The 21,635-nt window shown below is 64.2% G+C and carries 14 protein-coding genes; 8 read left to right on the top strand and 6 right to left on the bottom strand.

Translation table 11 applies throughout. The annotated features are described in order from the left end of the window. Positions 1-40: 40 nt before the first annotated feature. From ACL9RJ_RS17115 to ACL9RJ_RS17130, 4 genes are all read left to right on the top strand, one after another. On the top strand, positions 41-559 hold the full coding sequence (locus tag ACL9RJ_RS17115) for an ankyrin repeat domain-containing protein (RefSeq protein ID WP_177086495.1): 519 nt from the start codon (positions 41-43) through the stop codon (positions 557-559). Positions 560-654: 95 nt separating this feature from the next. Continuing rightward, positions 655-1,185: a hypothetical protein gene (locus ACL9RJ_RS17120; protein WP_017129695.1), complete on the top strand. Its 531-nt coding sequence runs from the start codon at positions 655-657 to the stop codon at positions 1,183-1,185. A 91-nt stretch (positions 1,186-1,276) separates the two neighbouring features. After that, positions 1,277-1,468, top strand: coding sequence for a PLDc N-terminal domain-containing protein (locus ACL9RJ_RS17125; protein WP_017129694.1), 192 nt, complete (start codon positions 1,277-1,279; stop codon positions 1,466-1,468). 347 nt (positions 1,469-1,815) lie between these two features. Beyond that, positions 1,816-3,897 carry an LTA synthase family protein gene (locus tag ACL9RJ_RS17130; protein ID WP_042937235.1) on the top strand — a complete coding sequence of 694 codons (2,082 nt, stop codon included), beginning with the start codon at positions 1,816-1,818 and terminating at the stop codon, positions 3,895-3,897. Between the two features lie 95 nt (positions 3,898-3,992). Here ACL9RJ_RS17130 and ACL9RJ_RS17135 read toward each other — a convergent pair whose 3' ends face one another. Continuing rightward, entirely contained in the window at positions 3,993-4,145 is a 153-nt protein-coding gene (locus ACL9RJ_RS17135) for a DUF3309 family protein (protein ID WP_017129692.1), read from the bottom strand. 331 nt (positions 4,146-4,476) lie between these two features. Between ACL9RJ_RS17135 and ACL9RJ_RS17140 the strand changes: the two genes are divergently transcribed. Both ACL9RJ_RS17140 and csrA read left to right on the top strand, forming a co-directional pair. Next, positions 4,477-5,283 (top strand): SDR family oxidoreductase, encoded by an 807-nt coding sequence (locus ACL9RJ_RS17140; RefSeq protein ID WP_017129691.1) that lies wholly within the window; start codon positions 4,477-4,479, stop codon positions 5,281-5,283. Between the two features lie 188 nt (positions 5,284-5,471). Then, positions 5,472-5,681: a carbon storage regulator CsrA gene (csrA, locus tag ACL9RJ_RS17145; protein WP_017129690.1), complete on the top strand. Its 210-nt coding sequence runs from the start codon at positions 5,472-5,474 to the stop codon at positions 5,679-5,681. 2 nt (positions 5,682-5,683) lie between these two features. Here csrA and ACL9RJ_RS17150 read toward each other — a convergent pair whose 3' ends face one another. From ACL9RJ_RS17150 to ACL9RJ_RS17165, 4 genes are all read right to left on the bottom strand, one after another. Further along, positions 5,684-5,911: a YheU family protein gene (locus ACL9RJ_RS17150; RefSeq protein WP_017129689.1), complete on the bottom strand. Its 228-nt coding sequence runs from the start codon at positions 5,909-5,911 to the stop codon at positions 5,684-5,686. Between the two features lie 112 nt (positions 5,912-6,023). Then, positions 6,024-7,217 (bottom strand): osmoprotectant NAGGN system M42 family peptidase, encoded by a 1,194-nt coding sequence (locus tag ACL9RJ_RS17155; RefSeq protein WP_017129688.1) that lies wholly within the window; start codon positions 7,215-7,217, stop codon positions 6,024-6,026. 88 nt (positions 7,218-7,305) lie between these two features. Next, positions 7,306-9,048, bottom strand: coding sequence for an N-acetylglutaminylglutamine synthetase (gene ngg / locus ACL9RJ_RS17160; protein ID WP_177107358.1), 1,743 nt, complete (start codon positions 9,046-9,048; stop codon positions 7,306-7,308). Between the two features lie 4 nt (positions 9,049-9,052). Beyond that, on the bottom strand, positions 9,053-10,825 hold the full coding sequence (locus tag ACL9RJ_RS17165; protein ID WP_422765495.1) for an N-acetylglutaminylglutamine amidotransferase: 1,773 nt from the start codon (positions 10,823-10,825) through the stop codon (positions 9,053-9,055). A 279-nt stretch (positions 10,826-11,104) separates the two neighbouring features. On the opposite strand from ACL9RJ_RS17165, the gene ACL9RJ_RS17170 reads away from it, so the two are divergent. Together ACL9RJ_RS17170 and ACL9RJ_RS17175 are read left to right on the top strand one after the other, a co-directional pair. Continuing rightward, positions 11,105-14,629: a dermonecrotic toxin domain-containing protein gene (locus ACL9RJ_RS17170; RefSeq protein WP_422765496.1), complete on the top strand. Its 3,525-nt coding sequence runs from the start codon at positions 11,105-11,107 to the stop codon at positions 14,627-14,629. 16 nt (positions 14,630-14,645) lie between these two features. After that, complete coding sequence (locus tag ACL9RJ_RS17175; protein WP_017129684.1) at positions 14,646-19,520, top strand: NEL-type E3 ubiquitin ligase domain-containing protein; 4,875 nt, start codon at positions 14,646-14,648, stop codon at positions 19,518-19,520. A 1-nt stretch (position 19,521) separates the two neighbouring features. Here ACL9RJ_RS17175 and mnmC read toward each other — a convergent pair whose 3' ends face one another. Further along, positions 19,522-21,522, bottom strand: a complete 2,001-nt coding sequence (gene mnmC / locus ACL9RJ_RS17180) for a bifunctional tRNA (5-methylaminomethyl-2-thiouridine)(34)-methyltransferase MnmD/FAD-dependent 5-carboxymethylaminomethyl-2-thiouridine(34) oxidoreductase MnmC (protein WP_103032681.1) — start codon at positions 21,520-21,522, stop codon at positions 19,522-19,524. Positions 21,523-21,635 lie beyond the last annotated feature (113 nt).

The raw sequence follows: 21,635 nt of genomic DNA on the forward strand, positions 1-21,635 counted from the left end.
TCAGTTATCCAGTTTCTCGTGCAGCCACAGGGAGTCCACCATGTCCGATCAAGCCCGACAAATGACCGAAGAAGAAGCCGCCGAGTTTGCCGAACAGGTATTCGACGTGGCGCGCAAAGGCGATGCGGCCATGCTGGCGGCCCTGTTGAACAAGGGCCTGCCGGCGAACCTGCGCAATCACAAGGGCGATACCCTGTTGATGCTTGCCAGTTACCACGGGCACGTCGACGCCGTACGGGTACTGCTCGAGCACAAGGCCGATCCGGAAATCCGCAACGACAATGGCCAGAGCCCGATTGCCGGGGCCGCCTTCAAGGGCGACCTGCCGATGGTCAAGCTGCTGATCGAAGGCGGTGCCCAGGTCGAGGGCGCGTCGGCGGACGGTCGTACGGCCTTGATGATGGCCGCGATGTTCAACCGCACCAGCATCGTCGAGTACCTGCTCGGCCAGGGTGCCGATCCCCAGGCCAGGGACGCCAATGGCGTCACCGCGCTGGCGGCGGCCCAGACCATGGGGGCGACCGACACGGTGGCCCAGTTGCAACGACTCACCGCCTGAGATTTGTGCCGCGGCGCAGGCTTTGCTCCTGCGCCGTGCCGGCATTTGCGCTATCCTTCGCGACCCCGAACAGCCCCAGGTCGCAGGATCCCGTCATGAAAACCGCCCTTATCGAACTCATCAGTAAAATCAGCTCCGGCTGCATGGGCGAGGCCGAGATCCAGCAGATCGCCGACGAGGCGGCCCAGGCCTATGCCGACGCGGCGGGGTTCCTGGCGGCCAATCCGGATATCAACTATGACGACAGCTTCCCGATTCCCCTGGGCGAATGGGTGGTGGTCGGCAGCCTGCCGGAAACCGTGCTGTTCCAGGCGGATACCTATATGGATCTGTTCGCGCAGATCGTCGACTCCTTCGGCAAGGACGTCCCGTTCAACATCAAGCCCAAGCAACTGGCCAAGGTCGAGGCGCTGACGGCACTGAACCGCATCCAGATCCAGCTCGGCAGCATGAATCCGGAAATGGGCGGCTACGTCCTGATGGACTTCAGCCAGCCGCTGGATGACGAATTGCAGGCGGTCCTGGTCTATGGCAATGACCTGCCACGAGTACTGGAACTGTGCGAGCAGGTCGGCATTACCGCCGCACCGTCCCTGGAAGCCCTGCGGATCGCGTTGCACGTCTGAGCGACGGGATCATCCTGGCCGCAGAATAAACGGAACCCTGTCCCGCGCGGGCTATCCTAAGGAAGGCACGTCCTCATTAGGGAGCAACACCATGGGTTCAACCTTCAACGGCCTCGTCGGCCTGATCATTCTGGCCCTGGATATCTGGGCCATCCTCAATGTGCTGAAAAGCGGCGCTGAAACCGGGATGAAAGTCCTCTGGATCCTGTTGATCATCCTGTTGCCGGTGCTGGGCCTGATTATCTGGGCGATTGCCGGACCCAGGGGCAACGTGCGGTTCTAGAGGGTCCCTCGTCCACGACAGGTGACGACCTCTCGCCGGAGCAGTGACTGCTGCTTCGGCGGCTTCCGGTTTTTTATGTGTCAAAACATGCGCCAGACGAAATTTTCACATTCTGTCGCAGACAATTCCTGCGCCCGATTGACCTCCCGCTCCTTGCAATCCGCTGTTCCAGAACGGTTTTCGGCCTGGGCGAGGAAAGATTTCAACAGCGACCGGCAACGCACGGGTGGTAAACCATCGATGATCGTGCAACATTTGCCGGCTTCGCGCCCCTCTTGTGGTCCATCGAGGGCTGGGCGCCGCTGAACCCGACTTTTCAACTTGAATCCAACGAGTCCCAAACCGACATGGCAAACCCGGACGCCCTGAGCAAGCAGCGCCCCTCAACGCGCCTGCTGCAACCGACAGTTAAGTCTCATCTGGCCTACACGCTGTTGTGTGCATTGATCATGATGGTGATGTTCACCCTGCTGCGGGTTGCATTGCTGGTCTACAACCGCGAGATGATTCTCGACACCCCGGCTTCGACCTTCATCGAGGCGTTCGGCAACGGCCTGCGCTTCGATATCCGTATCGTGGTCTACCTCTGCATTCCATTGACCCTGGCCTTCCTCAGCGCCCGGGCGATGGCCGCTCGCGGTCTGTTCCGCCTCTGGCTGACCGCGGCGTCGAGCCTGGCGCTGTTCTGCGGGCTGATGGAGATGGACTTCTATCGCGAGTTCCACCAGCGCCTCAACGGCCTGGTGTTCCAGTATGTGAAGGAAGACCCGAAAACCGTCATGAGCATGCTCTGGTACGGTTTCCCGGTGGTCCGCTACCTGCTGGCGTGGGCCGTGGGCACCGTGGTGTTGAGCCTGCTGTTCAAGGGCGCCGACCGCATCACCCGGCCCCGTGCCACCTTCAATGCCAGTGTCGGCACCCGTACGGTTGCGCCCTGGTATGCCCGGGCGGTGGTGTTCGTGGTGCTGTTGCTGATCTGCGTGGTCGCCGCCCGCGGCACCCTGCGCCAGGGCCCGCCGCTGCGCTGGGGGGATGCCTATACCACCAACTCGAACTTCGCCAACCAGCTGGGCCTCAACGGCTCGTTGACGCTGATCTCGGCGGCCCAGAGTCGCTTGTCCGATGATCGCGACAATATCTGGAAAGCCACCCTGCAGCAGCCATTGGCCCAGCAGACCGTGCGCGACATGCTGCTGACCGGCGACGACAAGCTGGTCGAAAGCGATATCGCCGCGATCCGCCGCGACACCACGCCGCCGGCGCAGAACACCCTGCCGATCAAGAACGTGGTGGTGATCCTGATGGAAAGCTTCGCCGGCCACTCGGTGGGCGCCCTGGGTCGTCCGGGCAACATCACCCCGTACTTCGACAAGCTGTCGAAGGAAGGCCTGTTGTTCGATCGCTTCTTCTCCAACGGTACCCATACCCACCAGGGCATGTTCGCGACCATGGCCTGTTTCCCCAACCTGCCGGGCTTCGAGTACCTGATGCAGACGCCGGAGGGCAGCCACAAGCTGTCGGGCCTGCCGCAACTGCTCAGCGCCCGCAAGTATGACGACGTGTATGTCTACAACGGCGACTTCGCCTGGGACAACCAGTCGGGCTTCTTCGGCAGCCAGGGCATGACCACCTTTATCGGCCGTAACGACTTCGTCAATCCGGTGTTCTCCGATCCGACCTGGGGCGTCTCCGATCAGGACATGTTCGATCGCAGCCTGGAAGAGCTCAAGACCCGTGGTGAAGCCGGCAAGCCGTTCTACGCGTTGCTGCAGACCCTGTCCAACCACACGCCGTATGCGCTGCCGACGCCGTTGCCGGTCGAGCGGGTGACCGACCGTGGCTCCCTCAACGAGCACCTGACGGCCATGCGTTATGCCGACTGGGCCCTGGGCCAGTTCTTCGAGAAGGCCCGCAAGGAGCCCTACTTCAAGGAAACCCTGTTCGTGGTGGTCGGTGACCATGGTTTTGGCAACGACGAGCAGATCACCGAAATGGACCTGGGCCGCTTCAACGTACCGTTGTTGCTGATCGGTCCGGGCATCCAGGAGAAGTTCGGCGCGCGCCGCGACACCGTGGGCACCCAGATCGATATCGTGCCCACCATCATGGGCCGCCTGGGCGGCGAGTTCCGCCAGCAGTGCTGGGGACGTGACCTGCTCAACCTGCCGGAAGGCGACAAGGGCATCGGCATGATCAAGCCGTCGGGTAACGAACCGACCGTGGCGATCATCAGCGGCGATCACGTCCTGGTCCAGCCCAAGGATGTACCGGCCAAGGTCTGGCGCTACCAGTTGGGCGCCAATCCTGGTGGCGAAGTGATTCCGAACTCGCCGGACGAGGCCGAGCTGAAGCAGAAGCTGGGTTCTTTCATCCAGACCGCGACCAAGAGCCTGCTGGATAACACCGCGGGTGTCGCACCGACCAAGTAACGTCTTGCGCGGATTATCCGTCGAATAAAAAACGCCCCGACTTGTCGGGGCGTTTTTCATTGCCTGGGATCAAGAATGATCCGTGGGCAATGCCGTCATATCTTGCCGAGCAACAACAGAATCAAGAGTACGACCAGCACCGTACCGATAATGCCCGATGGGCCGTAACCCCAACTTCTGGAGTGTGGAAAGACCGGCAGGCCGCCAATCAGCAGCAGGATCAGGATGACGATCAGAATAGTACCCATGGCTTTTTCCTTATCGGTTGTTCTGCCATTGCAGACTTTCATTCAGTGTTTGATTCAGTCGTTAAATAACCAACGGCTTAACATCTCCGACTGGAGCCGGGCTTGGAAAATTCAGTTTTTTATCAAGGTATTTTGATCCGTCTTTTATTTCTTTTGATTATTGCCGTTTATTCACTTCGCAGGTTTTCATCGTTGAACTTGCAAGCGCGCCGACAGTCGTCCTCGGGTGCGACTTTGCCTGGGGCATTCAGCAATCTGATGGTGCATCGGCGGCTGATATTCCTTCGCTACACTGCGGCTCATCTTCCTCCGAACGCACAAGGCATCTCCTATGCAAAATCGCATCATGATCACGGGCGCCGGCTCCGGCCTTGGCCGCGAAATCGCATTGCGCTGGGCTCGCGAAGGCTGGCGGCTGGCCTTGTCCGACGTCAGTGAGGCAGGCCTGCAGGAAACCCTGAGGCAGGTGCGCGAGGCGGGCGGTGACGGCTTCACCCAGCGTTGCGACGTGCGTGACTACAGCCAGCTGACGGCATTCGCCCAGGCCTGTGAGGTCAAGTTCGGCGGTATCGATGTGATCGTCAACAATGCCGGTGTGGCCTCCGGCGGCTTCTTCAGCGAGCTGTCCCTGGAAGACTGGGAATGGCAGATCGCGATCAACCTCATGGGTGTGGTCAAGGGCTGCAAGGCCTTCCTGCCGCTGCTGGAGCAGAGCAAGGGCAAGATCATCAATATCGCATCCATGGCGGCGCTGATGCAGGGCCCGGCCATGAGCAACTACAACGTCGCCAAGGCGGGTGTGGTGGCGTTGTCGGAAAGCCTGCTGGTCGAACTGGCGCAGCAGGAAATCGGCGTGCACGTGGTCTGCCCGTCGTTTTTCCAGACCAACCTGCTGGATTCGTTCCGCGGTCCGACCCCGGCCATGAAGGCCCAGGTCGGCAAGTTGCTGGAAAGCTCGCCGATTACCGCCGGCGATATCGCCGACTACATCTACCAGCATGTCGCGCAGGGCGAGTTCATGATCCTGCCTCATGAACAGGGACGCATGGCCTGGGCCCTGAAGCAGAAGAACCCGCAACTGCTCTATGACGAAATGACCGTGATGGCCGACAAGATGCGAGCCAAGGCCAGGCAATAGGCTGTCCCGGGGAAGCTTCGCTCAGGTCTGCGCGCAGCGAAACTTCTGATGGGCTGAAGTATGAAATCTGATTCTGTAGGGCGAATCGGCCGTGTCGGTAAGGGCGGGCTGATTTGCCGCCGCTGCATTGAAGGCCGTGGTCGGGCCGGGCAGTCTTGGCCGCTCATAAACCCTTGAGGATGAGTGCCATGCTTGTATTGAGCCGCGTCGTGGGCGAGATGATTTCCATCGGCGATAACATCACCGTGCGAATTCTCGCCGTCAACGGCAACCATGTGCGTTTTGGTGTGGAAGCACCGAAACACGTCAATGTGCATCGTGCCGAGATCTACCGCCGGATCCTGACGAAGGTGGAGCCGGGTGTCCCCCTTCGCGAGATCCGCGATCCGGTGGCCTGAGGTCAGTCGAAGAATTCCTTGGGCACTGCGTGCCTGGGCAGCAACTGGCACTGCTGGCTTTCCAGATCGAAGAAAATCACCGCCTGGCCTTTGCCCAGTGCCTGGCGCACCCGTAGTACACGGGTTTCCTGGGGGGTGTCATCGCCGTTGTCGGTGCCGTCGCGGCTGACGAAATCCTCGATCAGCCGGGTCAGGGTGTCGGGTTCGAGTTGGTCGTAGGGAATCAGCATGGAAAGTTCTCTTCAGGAATCTGCGGCATGCTACTGCCACCAGCCGGGTCCGGCTACCGGCGATGCAGCGGGTGACCGGGGCGGCGGGCAGCGAGCCCCGGCCTGGATACCTTCAGTCGAGCGGATTGCGCTGGCCGATCAGGCTGTCCACTGAGGGCACCCGGGTATCGCTTTCCATCTGGGTCTCGTGTTCCAGTTGATGGCTGAAACGGTCGAGGGAGCCGGTGGCCGGCTGGGCATCGCTGGCGAAGACCGGCGGGCTGAGCATATAGGCGCCGAGCAGGCGACTCAACGCCGCCAGGCTGTCGATATGGGTGCGCTCGTAGCCATGGGTGGCATCGCAGCCGAATGCCAGCAGTGCCATGCGGCTGTCGTGCCCGGCGGTGGCAGCCGAGTGGGCATCGCTGAAGTAGTAGCGAAACAGGTCGCGGCGCACCGGCAACTCGTTATCGGCCGCCAGGCTCAGCAGGTGGCGCGACAGATGATAGTCATAGGGGCCGCCGGAGTCCTGCATCGCCACGCTCACCGCGTGTTCGTTCGAATGCTGGCCCGGCGCGACCGGGGCGATATCGATGCCGACGAACTCACTGACGTCCCAGGGCAGGGCCGCCGCCGCGCCGCTGCCGGTTTCCTCGGTAATGGTGAACAGCGGATGGCAGTCGATCGGCGGTTGCGCGCCACTTTCGACAATCGCCTTGAGTGCCGCCAGCAGCGCGGCCACGCCGGCCTTGTCGTCGAGGTGGCGGGCGCTGATATGACCGCTGTCGGTGAACTCCGGCAACGGGTCGAAGGCGACGAAATCGCCGATGCTGATGCCCAGCGAGTCGCAGTCGGCGCGGGTGGTGCAGTAGGCGTCCAGGCGCAGTTCGACGTGATCCCAACTGACCGGCAGTTCATCCACCGCGGTGTTGAAGGCGTGTCCGGAAGCCAGCAGCGGCAATACGCTGCCACGGATCACCCCGGTGTCGGTGAACAGGCTGACCCGGCTGCCCTCGGCAAAGCGACTCGACCAGCAACCGACAGGCGCCAGGGTCAGGCGCCCGTTGTCCTTGATCGCCCGGACGGCGGCGCCGATGGTGTCGAGGTGGGCCGATACGGCGCGGTCGGGACTGTTCTGGCGCCCCTTGAGGGTGGCGCGAATGGTGCCGCGCCGGGTCAGTTCGAAGGGAATGCCCAGTTCTTCCAGGCGCTCGGCGACATAACGCACGATGGTATCGGTGAACCCCGTCGGGCTGGGAATGGCGAGCATTTCCAGGAGAACCCGTTGCAGGTAGTCGAGGTCGGGTTGGGGGATGGCAGTGTTCATGGCTGCTCCTTCTTGCAGGAGAATGCTTCCAGCGCAATGCCTGCTGGAGAACTCCCGCGGGTAAAAGGGAACGATCCGCGCTGCTTCATCACGCCGGCAGGCTGTGGGGAAACAGCAGGTCGATAAAGCGCTCGGCCGTGGGCTGTGGCTCATGGTTGGCCAGCCCGCAACGTTCATTGGCTTCGATGAAGACGTACTCCGGCTGGTCTGCCGCGGGGACCATCAGGTCGAGCCCGACCACCGGGATATCCAGGGCCCTTGCCGCCCGTACGGCGGCCTCGGCCAGGGTCGGATGGAGGATCGCCGTCACGTCCTCCAGGCACCCACCGGTGTGCAGGTTGGCGGTGCGCCGCACCGCCAGTTGTTCACCCCGGGCCAGTACCGTGTTGTAGTCATGACCGGCCGCATGCAGGGTGCGCTGGGTTTCCGCGTCGAGGGGAATCCGGCTCTCGCCGCCGGTAGCGGCCTGGCGCCGCCGGCTCTGCGCTTCGATCAGCGCGCCGATGCTGTGGTGGCCGTCGCCGACCACCTGGGCCGGATGGCGAATGGCGGCCGCCACCACCTCGAAACCGATCACCACGATGCGCAGGTCCAGCCCTTCGTGAAAGCTTTCCAGCAGGACCCGGCTGTCGAAGGCGCGGGCGGCCTCGATGGCTTTTTCCACCTCGTCGGCGTTGCGCAGGTCCACGGCCACGCCCTGGCCCTGTTCGCCGTCGAGAGGTTTGACGACGATACGTCCATGGGCTTGGAGAAAGGCCAGATTGTCTTCGGCAGTGCCGGCGCGCTGCTGGCTGGGTACGTTCAGGCCGGCTTCGAGCAGTACCCGATGGGTCAGGCTCTTGTCCTGGCACAGGCTCATGCTGATGGCGCTGGTCAAGTCGGTCAGCGATTCCCGGCAGCGCACGCGGCGGCCGCCATGGCTGAGGGTGAACATGCCGGCCGCGGCGTCGTCGACCTGCACGTCGATGCCGCGTCGATGGGCCTCCTCCACCAGGATCCGCGCGTAGGGGTTGAACCCGGCCTGGGGGCCCGGGCCGAGAAACAGCGGCTGGTTGATGCCGTTCTTGCGCTTGATGGCAAAGGTGCTCAGGGTGCGGAAGCCGAGCTTGGCGTAGAGGCTCTTGGCCTGGCGATTATCGTGCAGTACCGACAGGTCCAGGTGGTTCAGGCCGCGACTCATGAAGTGCTCGATCAGATGGCGCACCAGCACCTCGCCGACCCCCGGCCGGCTGCACTGTGGGTCGACCGCCAGGCACCAGAGGCTGCAACCGTGCTCCGGATCGTGGAAGGCCTTGTGGTGGTTGAGGCCCATGACGCTGCCGATCAGGGCGCCGCTGTCCTCGTCTTCCGCCAGCCAGTAGACCGGACCGCCCTGGTGGCGTGGGGTGAGCAGTTGCGGGTCGATGGGCAGCATGCCGCGGGCGATGTACAACTGGTTGATCGCCAGCCAGTCCTCGGCACTCTGCGCCCGGCGAATGCGGAAGCCGCGAAAGACCCGGGTGGCCGGGCGATAGTCGCTGAACCACAGGCGCAGGGTGTCCGACGGATCGAGAAACAACTGTTGCGGAGCCTGGGCGAGCACCTGTTGGGGCGCGGCGACATACAGGGCGATATCGCGTTCGCCGGACTGTTCGTTCAACAGCTCTTCGGCCAGCCCGGCGGGATCGGCGAAGGTGTGCCCGATCAGCAGCCGGCCCCAGCCGCAATGCAGCACCACCGGGCGGGTGGCCGGTTCGTTGCCGTCTTCGGCCAGGCGTGCCTGCAGGCGTTCGTAGGACGGCGGCTGGCCGCGCAGCAGGCGTTGGCTGTAAGCCGTGGCATGAGCTTTCATCGGGTCAGATTCCTTGTTCGCTGAGCCACAGGTTCAGGGCCGCCAGTTGCCACAGCTTCGAACCGCGCAGCGGGGTCAGTTGACCGTGGGGGTCGGTCAGCAGGCGATCGAGGGTCGCCGGGTTGAACAGGCCACGGTCCTGGCTCGGGTCGAGCAGCAGCTCGCGCACCCAGTTCAGGGTGTCGCCCTGCAGGTGCTTGAGGCCGGGAACCGGGAAATAGCCTTTCTTGCGATCGATGACTTCGCTGGGAATGACCAGCCGTGCCGCTTCCTTGAGGACCTGCTTGCCGCCGTCCGGCAGCTTGAATTTCGCCGGCACACGGGCTGAGAGTTCCACCAGCCGGTAGTCGAGAAACGGCGTGCGGGCTTCCAGGCCCCAGGCCATGGTCATGTTGTCGACGCGCTTGACCGGGTCGTCCACCAGCATCACCGTGCTATCCAGGCGCAAGGCCTTGTCCACCGCGGCACTGGCGCCGGGTTGGGCGAAGTGCTCGCGGACGAAATCACCGGCGGCATCCTGCTCGACGCGCCACTGCGGCTGCACGGTATCGGCATAGTCGGCGTAGCTGCGGTCGAAGAAGGCCTCGCGGTAGGCGGCATGGGGATCGGCGGCACCGTCCACCTGCGGGTACCAGTGGTAGCCGGCGAAGAGTTCGTCGGCGCCTTGGCCGCTTTGCACCACTTTGCAGTGCTTGGCCACCTCACGGGACAGCAGGTAGAACGCGATGCAGTCATGGCTGACCATCGGCTCGCTCATGGCGCGGAAGGCCGCCGGCAACTGCTCGATGATTTCCCGTTCGTCGATGCGCAGCTGATGGTGCCGCGTTCCGTAATGGCGGGCGATCAGGTCCGAATATTGGAATTCGTCGCCGCGCTCGCCACCGGCATCCTGGAAGCCGATGGAGAAGGTCGACAACTGCTCGACCCCGACTTCGCGCAGCAGGCCGACCAGCATGCTGGAGTCGACGCCGCCGGACAGCAGCACACCGACATCGACCGCCGCCCGCTGGCGGATCGCCACGGCTTCACGGGTGCTGTCGAGCACGCAGTCGCGCCAGTCTTCCAGGCTCAGGTTGGCCTCGTCGGCATGCGGGCCATAGGGCAGGGTCCACCAGGTTTTCTGTTCGCCGCGGCCATCGGCGTCGATACGCATCCAGGTGGCCGGCGGCAGTTTCTCGATCCCGGCCAGCAAGGTGCGCGGGGCGGGGACCACGGCGTGGAAGTTCAGGTAGTGGTTGAGCGCGACGGGGTCCAGCAGCGGGTTGATATCACCGCCTTTGAGCAGTGCCGGCAGGCTGGAAGCAAAGCGCAGGCGCTGGGCGGTACGCGACAGGTACAGCGGCTTGACCCCGAGGCGGTCGCGGGCGATGAACAGCCGTTGGGCATCGCGCTCCCAGATGGCGAACGCGAACATGCCATTGAGCTTGGGCAGCAGCGCTTCGCCCCAGGCGTGGTAGCCCTTGAGCAGGACTTCGGTATCGCCGCCGGAATGGAAGGCGTAGCCCAGCTGTTCCAGTTCGCGGCGCAGTTCGGGGAAGTTGTAGATCGCGCCATTGAAGGCCAGGGACAGGCCCAGGTCCGGGTCGATCATCGGCTGCGCCGAGGCGTCCGACAGGTCCATGATTTTCAGTCGACGATGGCCGAGGGCTATCGGCCCCTGGCTATGGAAACCCCAGGCATCGGGGCCGCGCGGGGCCATATGGTGGGTGATCCGCTCAAGCGCGGCGAGGTCCGCGGGGCGTCGATCGAAACGTAGTTCTCCAGCTAATCCGCACATAAATTCCTTACCGGTTATCCGTTGGGGAGGGTGGGTGACTCTGAAACTGACCCGTGACGAAACCGGGAGTTTTATATCGATCCGTTATAAGCGATGGGGGGAGGCCAAAGCGGAGTCGGCCCGCGGCCCTGCGCGGTCGCGCCGGGAACGGTGCTACCGGGGTATCGGAAAGGTTCGAATGATTGATTTAACTGGCTGATAAATAATGAGTTTTTTGCGGTTTTCAACATGAAGTGGACTGTTAATCTCGGCCGACATGGACGATAAGGACACTTCCACATGTTGAAATGGTTGGGGGCCGGAGAACAGCATCTGCTGCCGGACGAACAGCGCAGTTTTCGCAGCTACAACGTTTTTGCCCAGAATGCCCCGCGTTACCTGAGGCGTCGGTCCGGCGGGTGTGATCTCTGGGCCGCCCTGGGCGAAAGCATGAGGCTGAGCGAGTACTACCGCGCTGAAATAGAGACGAGCCTGGGAGCCTGCACGGCCCCCGCAGCCTTTGCCGAACGGCTGGCGAGGCCCGACGCGCGGTTATCGTTCCTGCTGGAACGCCAGCGCCAGGCGAGCCTGTTGCTCGATGCCCATGTCGCCTGCCTGAACGATGATATCGCCCGGCCCGCCTACGACATGCTCTGCCGGGTACTGAACCACCAGCCGGCGGGGCAGTGGGCCGGGCAGGCGGTCCGGGTCAGCCATCTGTCGATGCTCGGTCATGCGCTGGAAGGGGCGCTGCTCCTTGCCGCCGAAGACGCCTTGAGCGAAGAGACGCGCGCCTGCGTGGTGTACCTGCCGAATGAGCCCGACTGTCCTTTCCGGGAACATGCGTCGATGGCGGCGCTTTCCCTCTGGCTGGCGCAGAAGATCAATGGCGACACCGACTATCGGCATGTGATCGCCCGCCGGGTGGACTACCGTCGGGTGCCTGAATTCATCCCGGCGCTGCTGGAGCAGGCGCGGGAACATTCTCGTGGTGGCGCGCACTGGGCATTCACCACGCAGCCCGCAGGCCGGGAGCTGTTCAGCGAACTGGTCCGCCTGCAGATCGACAAGCTCCTCTCGGAGGCGGGTAGCCAGGTCGTGCCGGCCGATTCCGGGGAGCGGACGACAGGCGGCGCACCGCGACAAGGCTGGGAGGGGTTGGGCCTGTCCACCGGACAACAGGCGCTCTATGACCCGCCGGAACCGGGGTGGCTGGCCCAGGCAGCGCGCGCCCAGGGCCTGTTGGATCTTTTCTACGAGGGCTGGCGGGACTGGCAACCCAGGAATCGACATGAAATGGTCGGTTCAATGATGGCGCAGGTCATCGAGCTGCTGGAGCTGGAACCGGGCCAACGCGAGCAGGTTTTCCGCGAGCGGGGTGAACCGCGGGTATCGGCTTTCAGTGACGGCCTGATCGTGATCATGGACAGGCAGCGCGTCCTGCGCCTGTGGAATCCTGATCCACGGGTCTATGAGCAACGGCGGGAACCGCCGGAGTTGGACGAGCCGGATGCCCAGGGGATATTCCATGACGGGGACGCGTGTTATGTCCGTATCGATGCCCGGCTCTATCGGTTGGATCCCCAGGCATTCGATGGCCGCAGGCGCCTGTTGCACCCGACCTGTCCGGATGCCTACGGCCCTTTGCTGCTGCACAACGGTGAGGGCGCCTGGCGGTTTGCCTTCGAGCAGCCGGGGAAATGGAGCGACGAACTGTATCTGTTCCGGCGCCTGGGGCCGATTGCCGAGGGGCTCTGCGATAGCAGCATCAGGCAATTGCTCAAGGTGACGAACACCCATGCCGCGTTGTTGCGGCGGCTGCACATTGAACTGCTGCCGGTGCCCGGGGTGCTCCGGGAGAGTATCCAGCGCTGGCGACGGCATAAGATGCTGCTGGACGTCGAAGCGGTGACCGTTGCCGCGGTCACGCAGGCACCCCGACGGTTTTTCCCCGAGCTGCCGCTACCGGTGGAACAGGAACTGATGGCCGATGCCTGCGACAGGCAGCGGCGCCGGCTGGTGACCGACGAACACATTCCCCTGAGCCTGTCCGAGGCCGCCCGAGGGTGCCAGTTGGAGTTGGCGGTCAATCGCGTCATCGGCGACCTTTTTCTCAATGCCCCGGCGACATTCGAAACCGACCGCCTGGCCTTCCACCTGCTGGAGCATTTGCCGGGCTGGCCGGACAGCCTGCGCGTGGAATTGCGCTATGAACGCAAGGACGGCGGGCAGCCCCAGACCTTCGTCCTGGGGCCGGAATCGGCGGCGCTGGCCTGGCGTTTGTCGGCCAGCGAGCAGCGTCGCGACGAGTACCGTGTACTGAATGCGCTCGACAAGCCGACGGCCTCGGCCGGCAGCCTGATGCAGGCGGTACTGCTGGCGCTGTTGCCCGAACAGCGCAGCGCCCTGGGATTCGACTCGAGCCAGCCGGGGGCACTGCGCGAGGCGCTGGCCGAACTGGCGGCCAAGCAGCGCCGGCTGGTGGCGCGATTGCAGGCTTCAGGACCATTGGCGTTGCCGGAACCTCCCCAGGGTTACCCGCTGTGGGAGCTGGCCGGGGAGGATCGGCAATGGCAGTGCCTGAGCAACCGCGTGAGCCGGCTCTACCCATTGCTGTCGGCGACGCAGATCAGCGTCTATCTGCAATCGGCGGGCACCCTCGAGCAGGCCGACCGCCAGCTTGCCACACGCGAGCGTGAGTGCGAGCAGCTCAGGAGCCAGTTGCTTTTCTGGGCCGAGTCGGCCGACGACTCGTCGGACCGCGCGGCGAGCCGCAGGCAGCTGGCGTATTCGATCAAGCGGGCCTGGGAGCAGGGGGGTTGGCAACACGCAGGGGAAACACGACGGGTGACACTCGATATGCAGGGCATGCACGTTGGGCGTTTGCCCGAACTGCATTGGCAGATCGATTTCAGCCACGTCAGCGAACTGATCGGCCGGGACATGGCGTTGACTGACGCCGACCAGGCGTTTTTCACGGGCTTCACCGGCCTGCGCCGGCTGGACCTGAGCGACAACCGCCTGACGGCCTTGCCGGACGCCCTGTCCGAGATGCCGCATCTGACTCGACTATGCCTGCAAGGCAACCGGATTGGCCTGGATGCTCCCGGTGTCGCGCTGCTGGCGCAAATGAGTGCGCTTGAATGCCTCAACCTCAACGATAACCCCCTCGGCCAAGTGCCTGACCTGAGTGGCTTGCCGGCCTTGCGGCAACTGATGTTGCGGGCCACCGGGATCGACCGCTGGCCCGTGGGACTGTTCCCGCGTTCGTCCCTGGAGGCACTGGATCTGCGGGATAACCGCCTCACGCAGTTGCCCACCGGCTTGTTCAACGTGCCGGCTGTCCTTACGCGCCATATCGGCCTGCAGAACAATCCCTGGTCCGTCGAAAGTCTTGGCCAACTGGCGGGGCTCAGGCAGAACCCCGGTGTCAGCCTGGGCGTCCTGCCGTTTCCACCCCGTGGCGGCGAGCAGGCGCAAGAAGATGCCTGGATCGAGCCCTACGCTCCGGCAGCCCTGACGACCCTGGGCTCTCACGCGCCGCTGTCGGCGCCACGGACGAACTGGCGACGCCTGCGCGCCGAACCCATGGCCGACGGCTTTTTCGTGTTGCTCTGGCGTCTGCACCTGTGGGCGCAGGAGCTCGACGTGGCAACGCAGGAGGATACTGCCCGCCGGGTCGCTACGCTGGTCGAGGCCTGCGTGAACCACGGCACCTTGCGCGAGGCGGTGTTTCTCTACGCCGATGGCCCGCGCGGGTGCACCGAGACGCTGGAAACCCAGCTCGTCGACCTGGAACAGCTGGTCGCGACGACGAGCTTTTGAAATAAGGATGTTTGAAATGTCAGCGATTGTCAGTCTTGCACCGTCCGACCTGGACGAGCACAGCGATAACGAAGAGGTGATCAGGGCCAACGCGCCCCCCTGGCTGTTGGCGGCCCGCGCCGAGGATATCGCGCAATTGCGCGAGTACATGCGCAGGAGCCAGTTCTTCAAGGAAGAGATTTCTACCTGGCTCAAGGACCTGAAATCCGTCCGGGATTTTTCCGAACCCTTGCTGGAGGCGGCCCTGCGCGAGCGTTTCGGGCCGGGCCTGGATATTCACCAGGATCAACTGGCCATCGCCGATCGCTGGCCGCCGCTGCCACCGCCGATCGGTCCGGGCTACAGCCTGCCGATGACCTATTCCAGCAGCAGCCTGCTGGTGGCTGCGCTGCAGAACTTCGGGCCGGATGAACAGCTGCCGCCGCAATCGCATATCCAGCTCGGCCCCGGGGCGAATCCGCGGCCGAAGATCGCCGTCCCTTCATTTATCGATCTGGTCCGCAGCCTGGATCTGGGCAAGTTGTACCAGCAGCATCTGTGCGAGGTCTTTCATCTGCCGAAGAACACCGGGCAGCAACCCGATAACGATGAGTTCCGGATCGAGTTCGCCATCGGCCAACAGAAAAAGGCCGATATGCTGGTCGATGCCTGTATCGCCTACCTGAAGAAAGACATCGACTCTCTGGCTCACCAGCAGGTCTGCCGGTTGATCGAGTTGAATGTTGCCGTGGGCGCGGATGGCTCCAGGATGATCGCCAATGAGTTGAGGTTGCTGGGCGTCACCTTGTCCGGCATCTGCCTGTTCACCCTGGTGGATATGCCTCGGATCGAGCCCGGCGGCATGGAGAAGCGGGTCCTGGTGCATATTCCCAATGACCCGCTCAGCCCCTTCAAGCTCTATGCCTCGCTTGAGGACTTCGAGGCGGAACTGCGCCGTCGTCTCTGGCAACCCGCCTATGAACGGTTCTTCTGCGGCTTTGTCAGCCAGCGCGAGCTGCCGGCCTTTCTCTCGACATTGCGCAAGCGCCTGACCATCGGGAGCGGGCGTGCCCTCGACCAGGGCACGACGTCCCTGAATACCCGGGCCGATCTGCAGTTGAAAGCGCAACCCTTGAGCCGCGAGCTGTTTTTCTCCCTCTACCAGCAACAGATCCTGCGCCTGCAGGCGGATGCGCGGACCGTGGCGGTGCCGACCGAGGATGTCGATCAGGATGCCCGTACCGCCAGAAACCAGTCCCTGCTGGGACTGGGGATGACGCTGCTGAACCTGGCCGCGTTCGCCAATCCCTGGCTGGGCTTGCTGATGATGGGGGTGGCGGTCGGGCAACTGCTGGCCGAAACCTATGAAGGGTATGAGGACTGGCGGCGCGGTGAGCGTGACGAGGCCATTTCGCACATGATGTCGGTGGCCGAGGACATTGCCACCATGGTTGCCCTGGGCACCGCCGTGCACTGGGGCGGCAAGGCGGTCAAGGGCCTGCTGCGGCGCTACTCGGATTTCTTCGACGACCTGATACCCGTCAAGTCGGGCGACGGGCGTTATCGCCTGTGGCAGCCTGACCTGCGTGCCTACCGTCATGAGGCACCCTGGCTGGCGACACGGGTGCCGGATGAGCAGGGTTTCCATGGCGACAGGGGCGAAGCCGGTGAAGGCCATCGTTACCTGGAAATCGCCGGCGAGCCTTACCGCGCCTATCACGATGAGGACGCCGGAGCCTGGCGCCTGCGTCATCCCGCTCGTGAATCGGCCTATTCGCCGTTGCTGGAGCACAACGGCGGCGGCGCCTGGCGCCTGGCCCACGAGTGGCCCTGGCGCTGGCATGACCCGGTCCATCTGTTTCGTCGCCTGGGCCCGGCGCTGCGTTGGCTGAGCGATGAAGATATCGAGCAGATCCTGGCGATTCATCAGTTGGACGAATCACAGTTGCGTCGACTCCATATGAACCTCTCGGCAATCCCGGCATCCTTGCTCGATTCGATCCAGCGCTTCAGGTTGGACCACGAATTGAGTTGGCTGATCACCCCCGCCGAGGCTCCGGCATCGGCCGCCGCGCGCCTGCTCGAACTGCAGTTGCAGGTGCTGCCCAGCCTCAAGGGCTGGCCCGAGAACCACACCCTCATGTTGCTGGATGGATTGCGTCGACCGCTGCGCGAGTATGGCGCGGACCTGACGGCCAAGCCGACAACGATGGTGTTATCGGCCAGGGAAATCGAGGCCGAGGGGCTGACGGTGGTCCTGCGCAACCTGGCTCAGGAGCAACGGCGTGCATTGCTCGGGCCCGGCGTGCCGCCCGGTGACGAGGCCAGCCTGCTGGCCCCGATCCTGGGCGCGCATGTGCGTGATCATCGGGCCGCGGTGTTCCGGCGCCTCTACAAGCTCCACTACCTCAATGGCAAGGATTTGCCCTTGCGCCTGAAGCAACGTTTTCCCGACCTGCCGGACGGTGTCCTGCGGGAAATCCTCGCGCAGACCGACGATGTCGCGAGGGAGCGCCTGGCCAGCGGCCAGAGTCCGCAGCTACGACTGATCGAGGCGGCGAGCGACAGCCTGCGCGAGGTGCGTCTCAACCAGGCGCTGGACGCCGGCTTCCTGCAAGGGACGAGCAATCTGGACACGGCGCGATTGCAGGTGCCGATGATCGGCATTTTAGGGGGCTGGCCGGGGGATCTGCGACTGGAAATCCGCCAGGGCAGGTCCGACGGTCCCTTGCTGATCGAAATGGGCGAGGTCGACCTGCCCAGGCGCCGGGTCCTGGTCAGGAGCCTCGACGGGTATCGGGCATTCGATGGCGAAGGCCTGACCCTGGGGCCGCAGACCAGGGGGCCGAATGCGCTGAGCGGGGCGCTGTTGAGCGCCCTGACCTTGAGCGAGCGGGGCGCCATGGGTCTCAAGCTGGACGAGGCGGGCCTGTTGCACAAACTGCTGATGTCCAAGGTTGTGGAGCGTCCGCGACCGGTGCTGGAAGAAACGCTCGGCTTTGCCCCGCGAAGACCGGACCAGCGCTTGCCAGCATGGCGCGAGGGCGAGGGCGCGGGTTGCCTGCGCGTCAGGCGCGGCGGCGTGCAGGGCTCGCAGCGCGTGTTGCGGCGAGTGACCCGGTTGTACCCTGATCTGTGCGAACCGGAAGCGCGCAATTTCCTGTTGTCCCTGGGCGAAGACCCGATCGACGCCCGGCGCAGGTTGCGGGCATTGGAAGAAGAATCCGCCCTGCTGCGTTCGACGCTGCGCACCTGGCGTGGAGCATCGCCCTGGATGTACGGGCAGCACCTCTGGCTGGGCGGACTGGCCGAAAGCCGCCAGCAGGCCGCGCAAATCATCAAGCGCTGCTGGCGTCGGCAAACCCCACGGACCTATGACGAGAATGGCGTGGCCATCGGTCATAGCCTGAGCCTGGCGGGCCTGCGCGTCGCCACCTTGCCGGGTCTGCCCAAGGGCGTCAGCTTCGAGCACGTCACCGAACTGTCCTTGCAGAACATGCGACTGAAGACCATTCCCCCAGGCTTTCTCGAGCGGTTTACCAAGCTGCGCAAACTGGAGCTGAACAACAATCAGCTGGAGTTCCTGCCGAGCGCGATTGCCGACATGACCGAGCTGCGGGTGCTGAACCTGCAGGACAACCGGATCGCGCTGACCCGTCACTCGGTCCGCGTGCTGTCGCACTTGCGGCATCTCGAGGTGCTGAACATGAACGGCAACTTCGACATCGGCCTGCTGGACGTCAGCCAGATGCCGCACCTGCGCCGCCTGTTCGTGCGCGGGACGGGCATCGACCACCTGCCGTCGGGGCTGCTGACGCGCACGTCCCTCTCCGAGGCGGATCTGCGCGGCAACCAGATCCAGGCCTTGCCCAGCGAGCTCTACCTGGCGCCTTCACCGATCACCCGGCGCATCATCCTGCGTAACAATCCCCTGGAGTCTGCCGCCCAGAGCACTTTGGCCGATTACCGATTGCGTACCGGCGTCACCTTTGGCATCCCGGAGACAGAACTGCCACTGGACGAATACGCCGCGCGCCAGCGTTGGCTGTTCGGTATCGAGGGTGAACGACGAACTGCCTTGCAGGAGTTGTGGCAAGAGCTACGACTGGAAGAGGGGGCCGACGAGTTTTTCGTATTGTTGGGCCGACTGGGAGGGAGCGCGGAATACATGAAGACCCGCACGGACCTGACACGACGGGTCTGGAAGGTGCTCGAGGCCGCGGCCCGGGACAGCCAGTTGCGCGGCGAACTGTTCGACCTCGCGGCCAACCCCATGACCTGCGTTGACAGCGCGGCGAAGAATTTCAGCGACCTGGAAGTTCGGGTGTTGTTGAACCGGGCGCGGAGCCTGGCGAGTGGCAGCGATGATCCGACCGAGCTGCTCAGGCTGGCGCGTGGCCTGTTTCGCCTGGAGCAGATCGATGCCATTGCCCGCGAGCATGTGCGCGACCTGGTCGATCGTCCCGAAGTGCCTTCGTCCGAGTCGGTCGACGAGATCGAGGTGAACCTGGCGTACCGGGTCGGGCTGGGACGTTCGCTGTATTTGCCCGGACAGCCACGGGAAATACTCTTCAGGAAGATTGCCAATGTCACCGAAGAACAGATCCTTGCAGCGCGCAATCGGATCCGACAGGCCGAGATAAAACCGGCGATGAAAACCTTTATCGCTTCGCGCGACTTCTGGATCGACTTCCTGAGGAAGAAATACCCGCGTGATTTCTCACGGTTCAACAGGCCGTTTCATGAACAGGAGGAGCTGCTGTTGCAGCAGTCGCCGGAGATGCTCAGTGACAGTTACTCCCGGCGCCTGTCGGCGTTGATGGAAACCCGCATGGCCGAGGAACGGGTGTTTCTCGAGGGGCTGACCCAGCACGAGCTGAACCAGCAGCCCGCGCCGTTGCCGGGTGACTGATTCAGGCGTCGGCCTTGCGCGGGGGCTGGCCGCGGACCAGCGCCCGCCAGGCGAAGCGGTTCGGATGGCAGGCCTCGGCGACGCTGCGGGGCAGTGGCAGTGGTTCGTTCTCCAGCCAGGCGGCCAGCAACTCGCCCGACAGCGGTGCGGTGATCAGGCCACGGGAACCATGGCCGCTGTTGATGTACAGCCCTTCGAGCCAGGGGCAGGGCACCTGCGGTATCTGCCGCGCATCCTTGGCCAGGATGCCGTAGGCCTCGGCGAACGCTGCCGGGTCGGCCAGCGGACCGACGATGGGCAGATAGTCGGCGCTGGTGCAGCGAAAGGCGGCACGCCCTTGCAACTGCTCCGGGTCCTGTCCGACGGCGTTCAGGCGTGTCGCCAGATCGGCGGAGATGTCCTGCAACAGCGCCAGGTTGCCGATGTGCTCCGCCGTGGTCGGGGCCAGGTCAGCGTTCTTGAAATCGAAGCTGGCACCGAGGGTGTGTTCGCCGAGGCGTGCCGGCGCGACATAGCCTTCGGCGCAGACCACCGTGCTCAGGGCGGCACTGTCGGCGGTCTGGGCCAGGCGGGTGATCTGCCCGCGAATGCGCTTGAGCGGCAAGGCCGCGGCGGCGGCGAAACGCGTCACTTCGGCGGCCCCGGCGAGGACCAGCACCGGGGCGCTGGCCAGCAGGGCATCGGCGTCCCAGGCCTGCCACTGGCCGTCGACCTTGCGCAGTTCGACGGCATCGCTGTGGGGACGGACCTCGATGTTCGGTTGTGCGGCCTGCCAATCACACAGGGCCGGCGGGTGGACCCAGCCGCCCTCGGGGAAGAACAGCCCGCCGTGTTCAAGCGTCACGCCGGCCCGGGCTTCGGCCTGCTCGCGATCCAGCACCTGCAGCAACTCGGTGCTGAAGGCGGCGGCCAGTTGCGCCTGGCGCTCGGCTTCCTTCTCGTCGAAGGCCAGTTGCAGCACGCCGCAGCCGTCCCAGTCGACGCCTCTGTGCAACTGTTCGAGCAGGCGCCGGGTGTGCCCGAAACCACTGAGAATCAGCTGCGACAGCGCGGTGCCATGGGCCGACAGCTTGAGGTACAGCACACCCTGGGGGTTGCCCGAGGCTTCCCGGGCCAGGGCCTCGTGGCGTTCCAGCAGGCAGACCTGCCAGCCACGGGCAGCCAGGCTCGCGGCGCTGGCACAACCGGCCAGGCCGCCGCCGATCACCAGGGCCCGGCGTTCGCCGATCCGGGGGGCGGGGCGGGCAAACCAGGGTTTGGCCGGCAGCGGCGCCGGCACCTCCGGCGGCCAGCCGACGAACTCGCCCCGCAGGATTTCCCATTTGTGGCCGATGCCCGGCGTGCGCTTCATCTTGAAACCGGCCGCGTTCAGCGAGCGGCGGACCCAGCCGGTGCTGGTAAAGGTGCTGATGGTCGAGCCGGGGGCTGCCAGGCGCGCCAGTTCGGCGAACAGCCCGGCGGTCCACATCTCGGGGTTTTTCGCCGGGGCGAAACCGTCGAGGAACCAGGCATCGACCTGGGCATCCAGTTGCGGCAGTTGCTCCAGCACATCGCCGATCAGCAGGGTCAGGGTGACCCGTCCGTTATCCAGCAGCAGGCGCTGGAAGCCCGGGTGGATCGCCACGTATTGCTTGAGCAGCGGGGTGGCAAACGCCGCCAGTTCGGGCCAGAGGGCCAGGGCCCGTTGCAGGTCGGCATGGCTCAGCGGGTACTTCTCGACGCTGACGAAATGCAGGCGCGCACCGGGCACCGCGCATTGTTCGAAGAGTTGCCAGGCGCAGAGAAAATTCAGTCCGGTACCGAACCCCGTCTCGCCGATCACCAGCCGCCCGTTCGGCTCCAGGGCTTCGAAGCGTTCCTTCAGGCGATTCTGTTCGATAAAGACATAGCGGGTTTCTTCCAGGCCCGAGGCATCGGAAAAATACACATCGTCGAACACCCGGGAGTGGGGCAATCCCTGGTCGTCCCAGTCGATCTGGGCGTGGGGCGGTACGCGGCTCATGGTGGAACTCGTGAACAAACAGTCGGCCATTCTAGCCGATTGGCCGGCACCGGATTGATCCAGGGCAAATGCCAGGGACTTAGCGGCCCACGGTGCGGTCTGATCCGCTAATC

The organism is Pseudomonas sp. Mn2068 (assembly GCF_049319725.1).
Classification (GTDB): domain Bacteria; phylum Pseudomonadota; class Gammaproteobacteria; order Pseudomonadales; family Pseudomonadaceae; genus Aquipseudomonas; species Aquipseudomonas gingeri.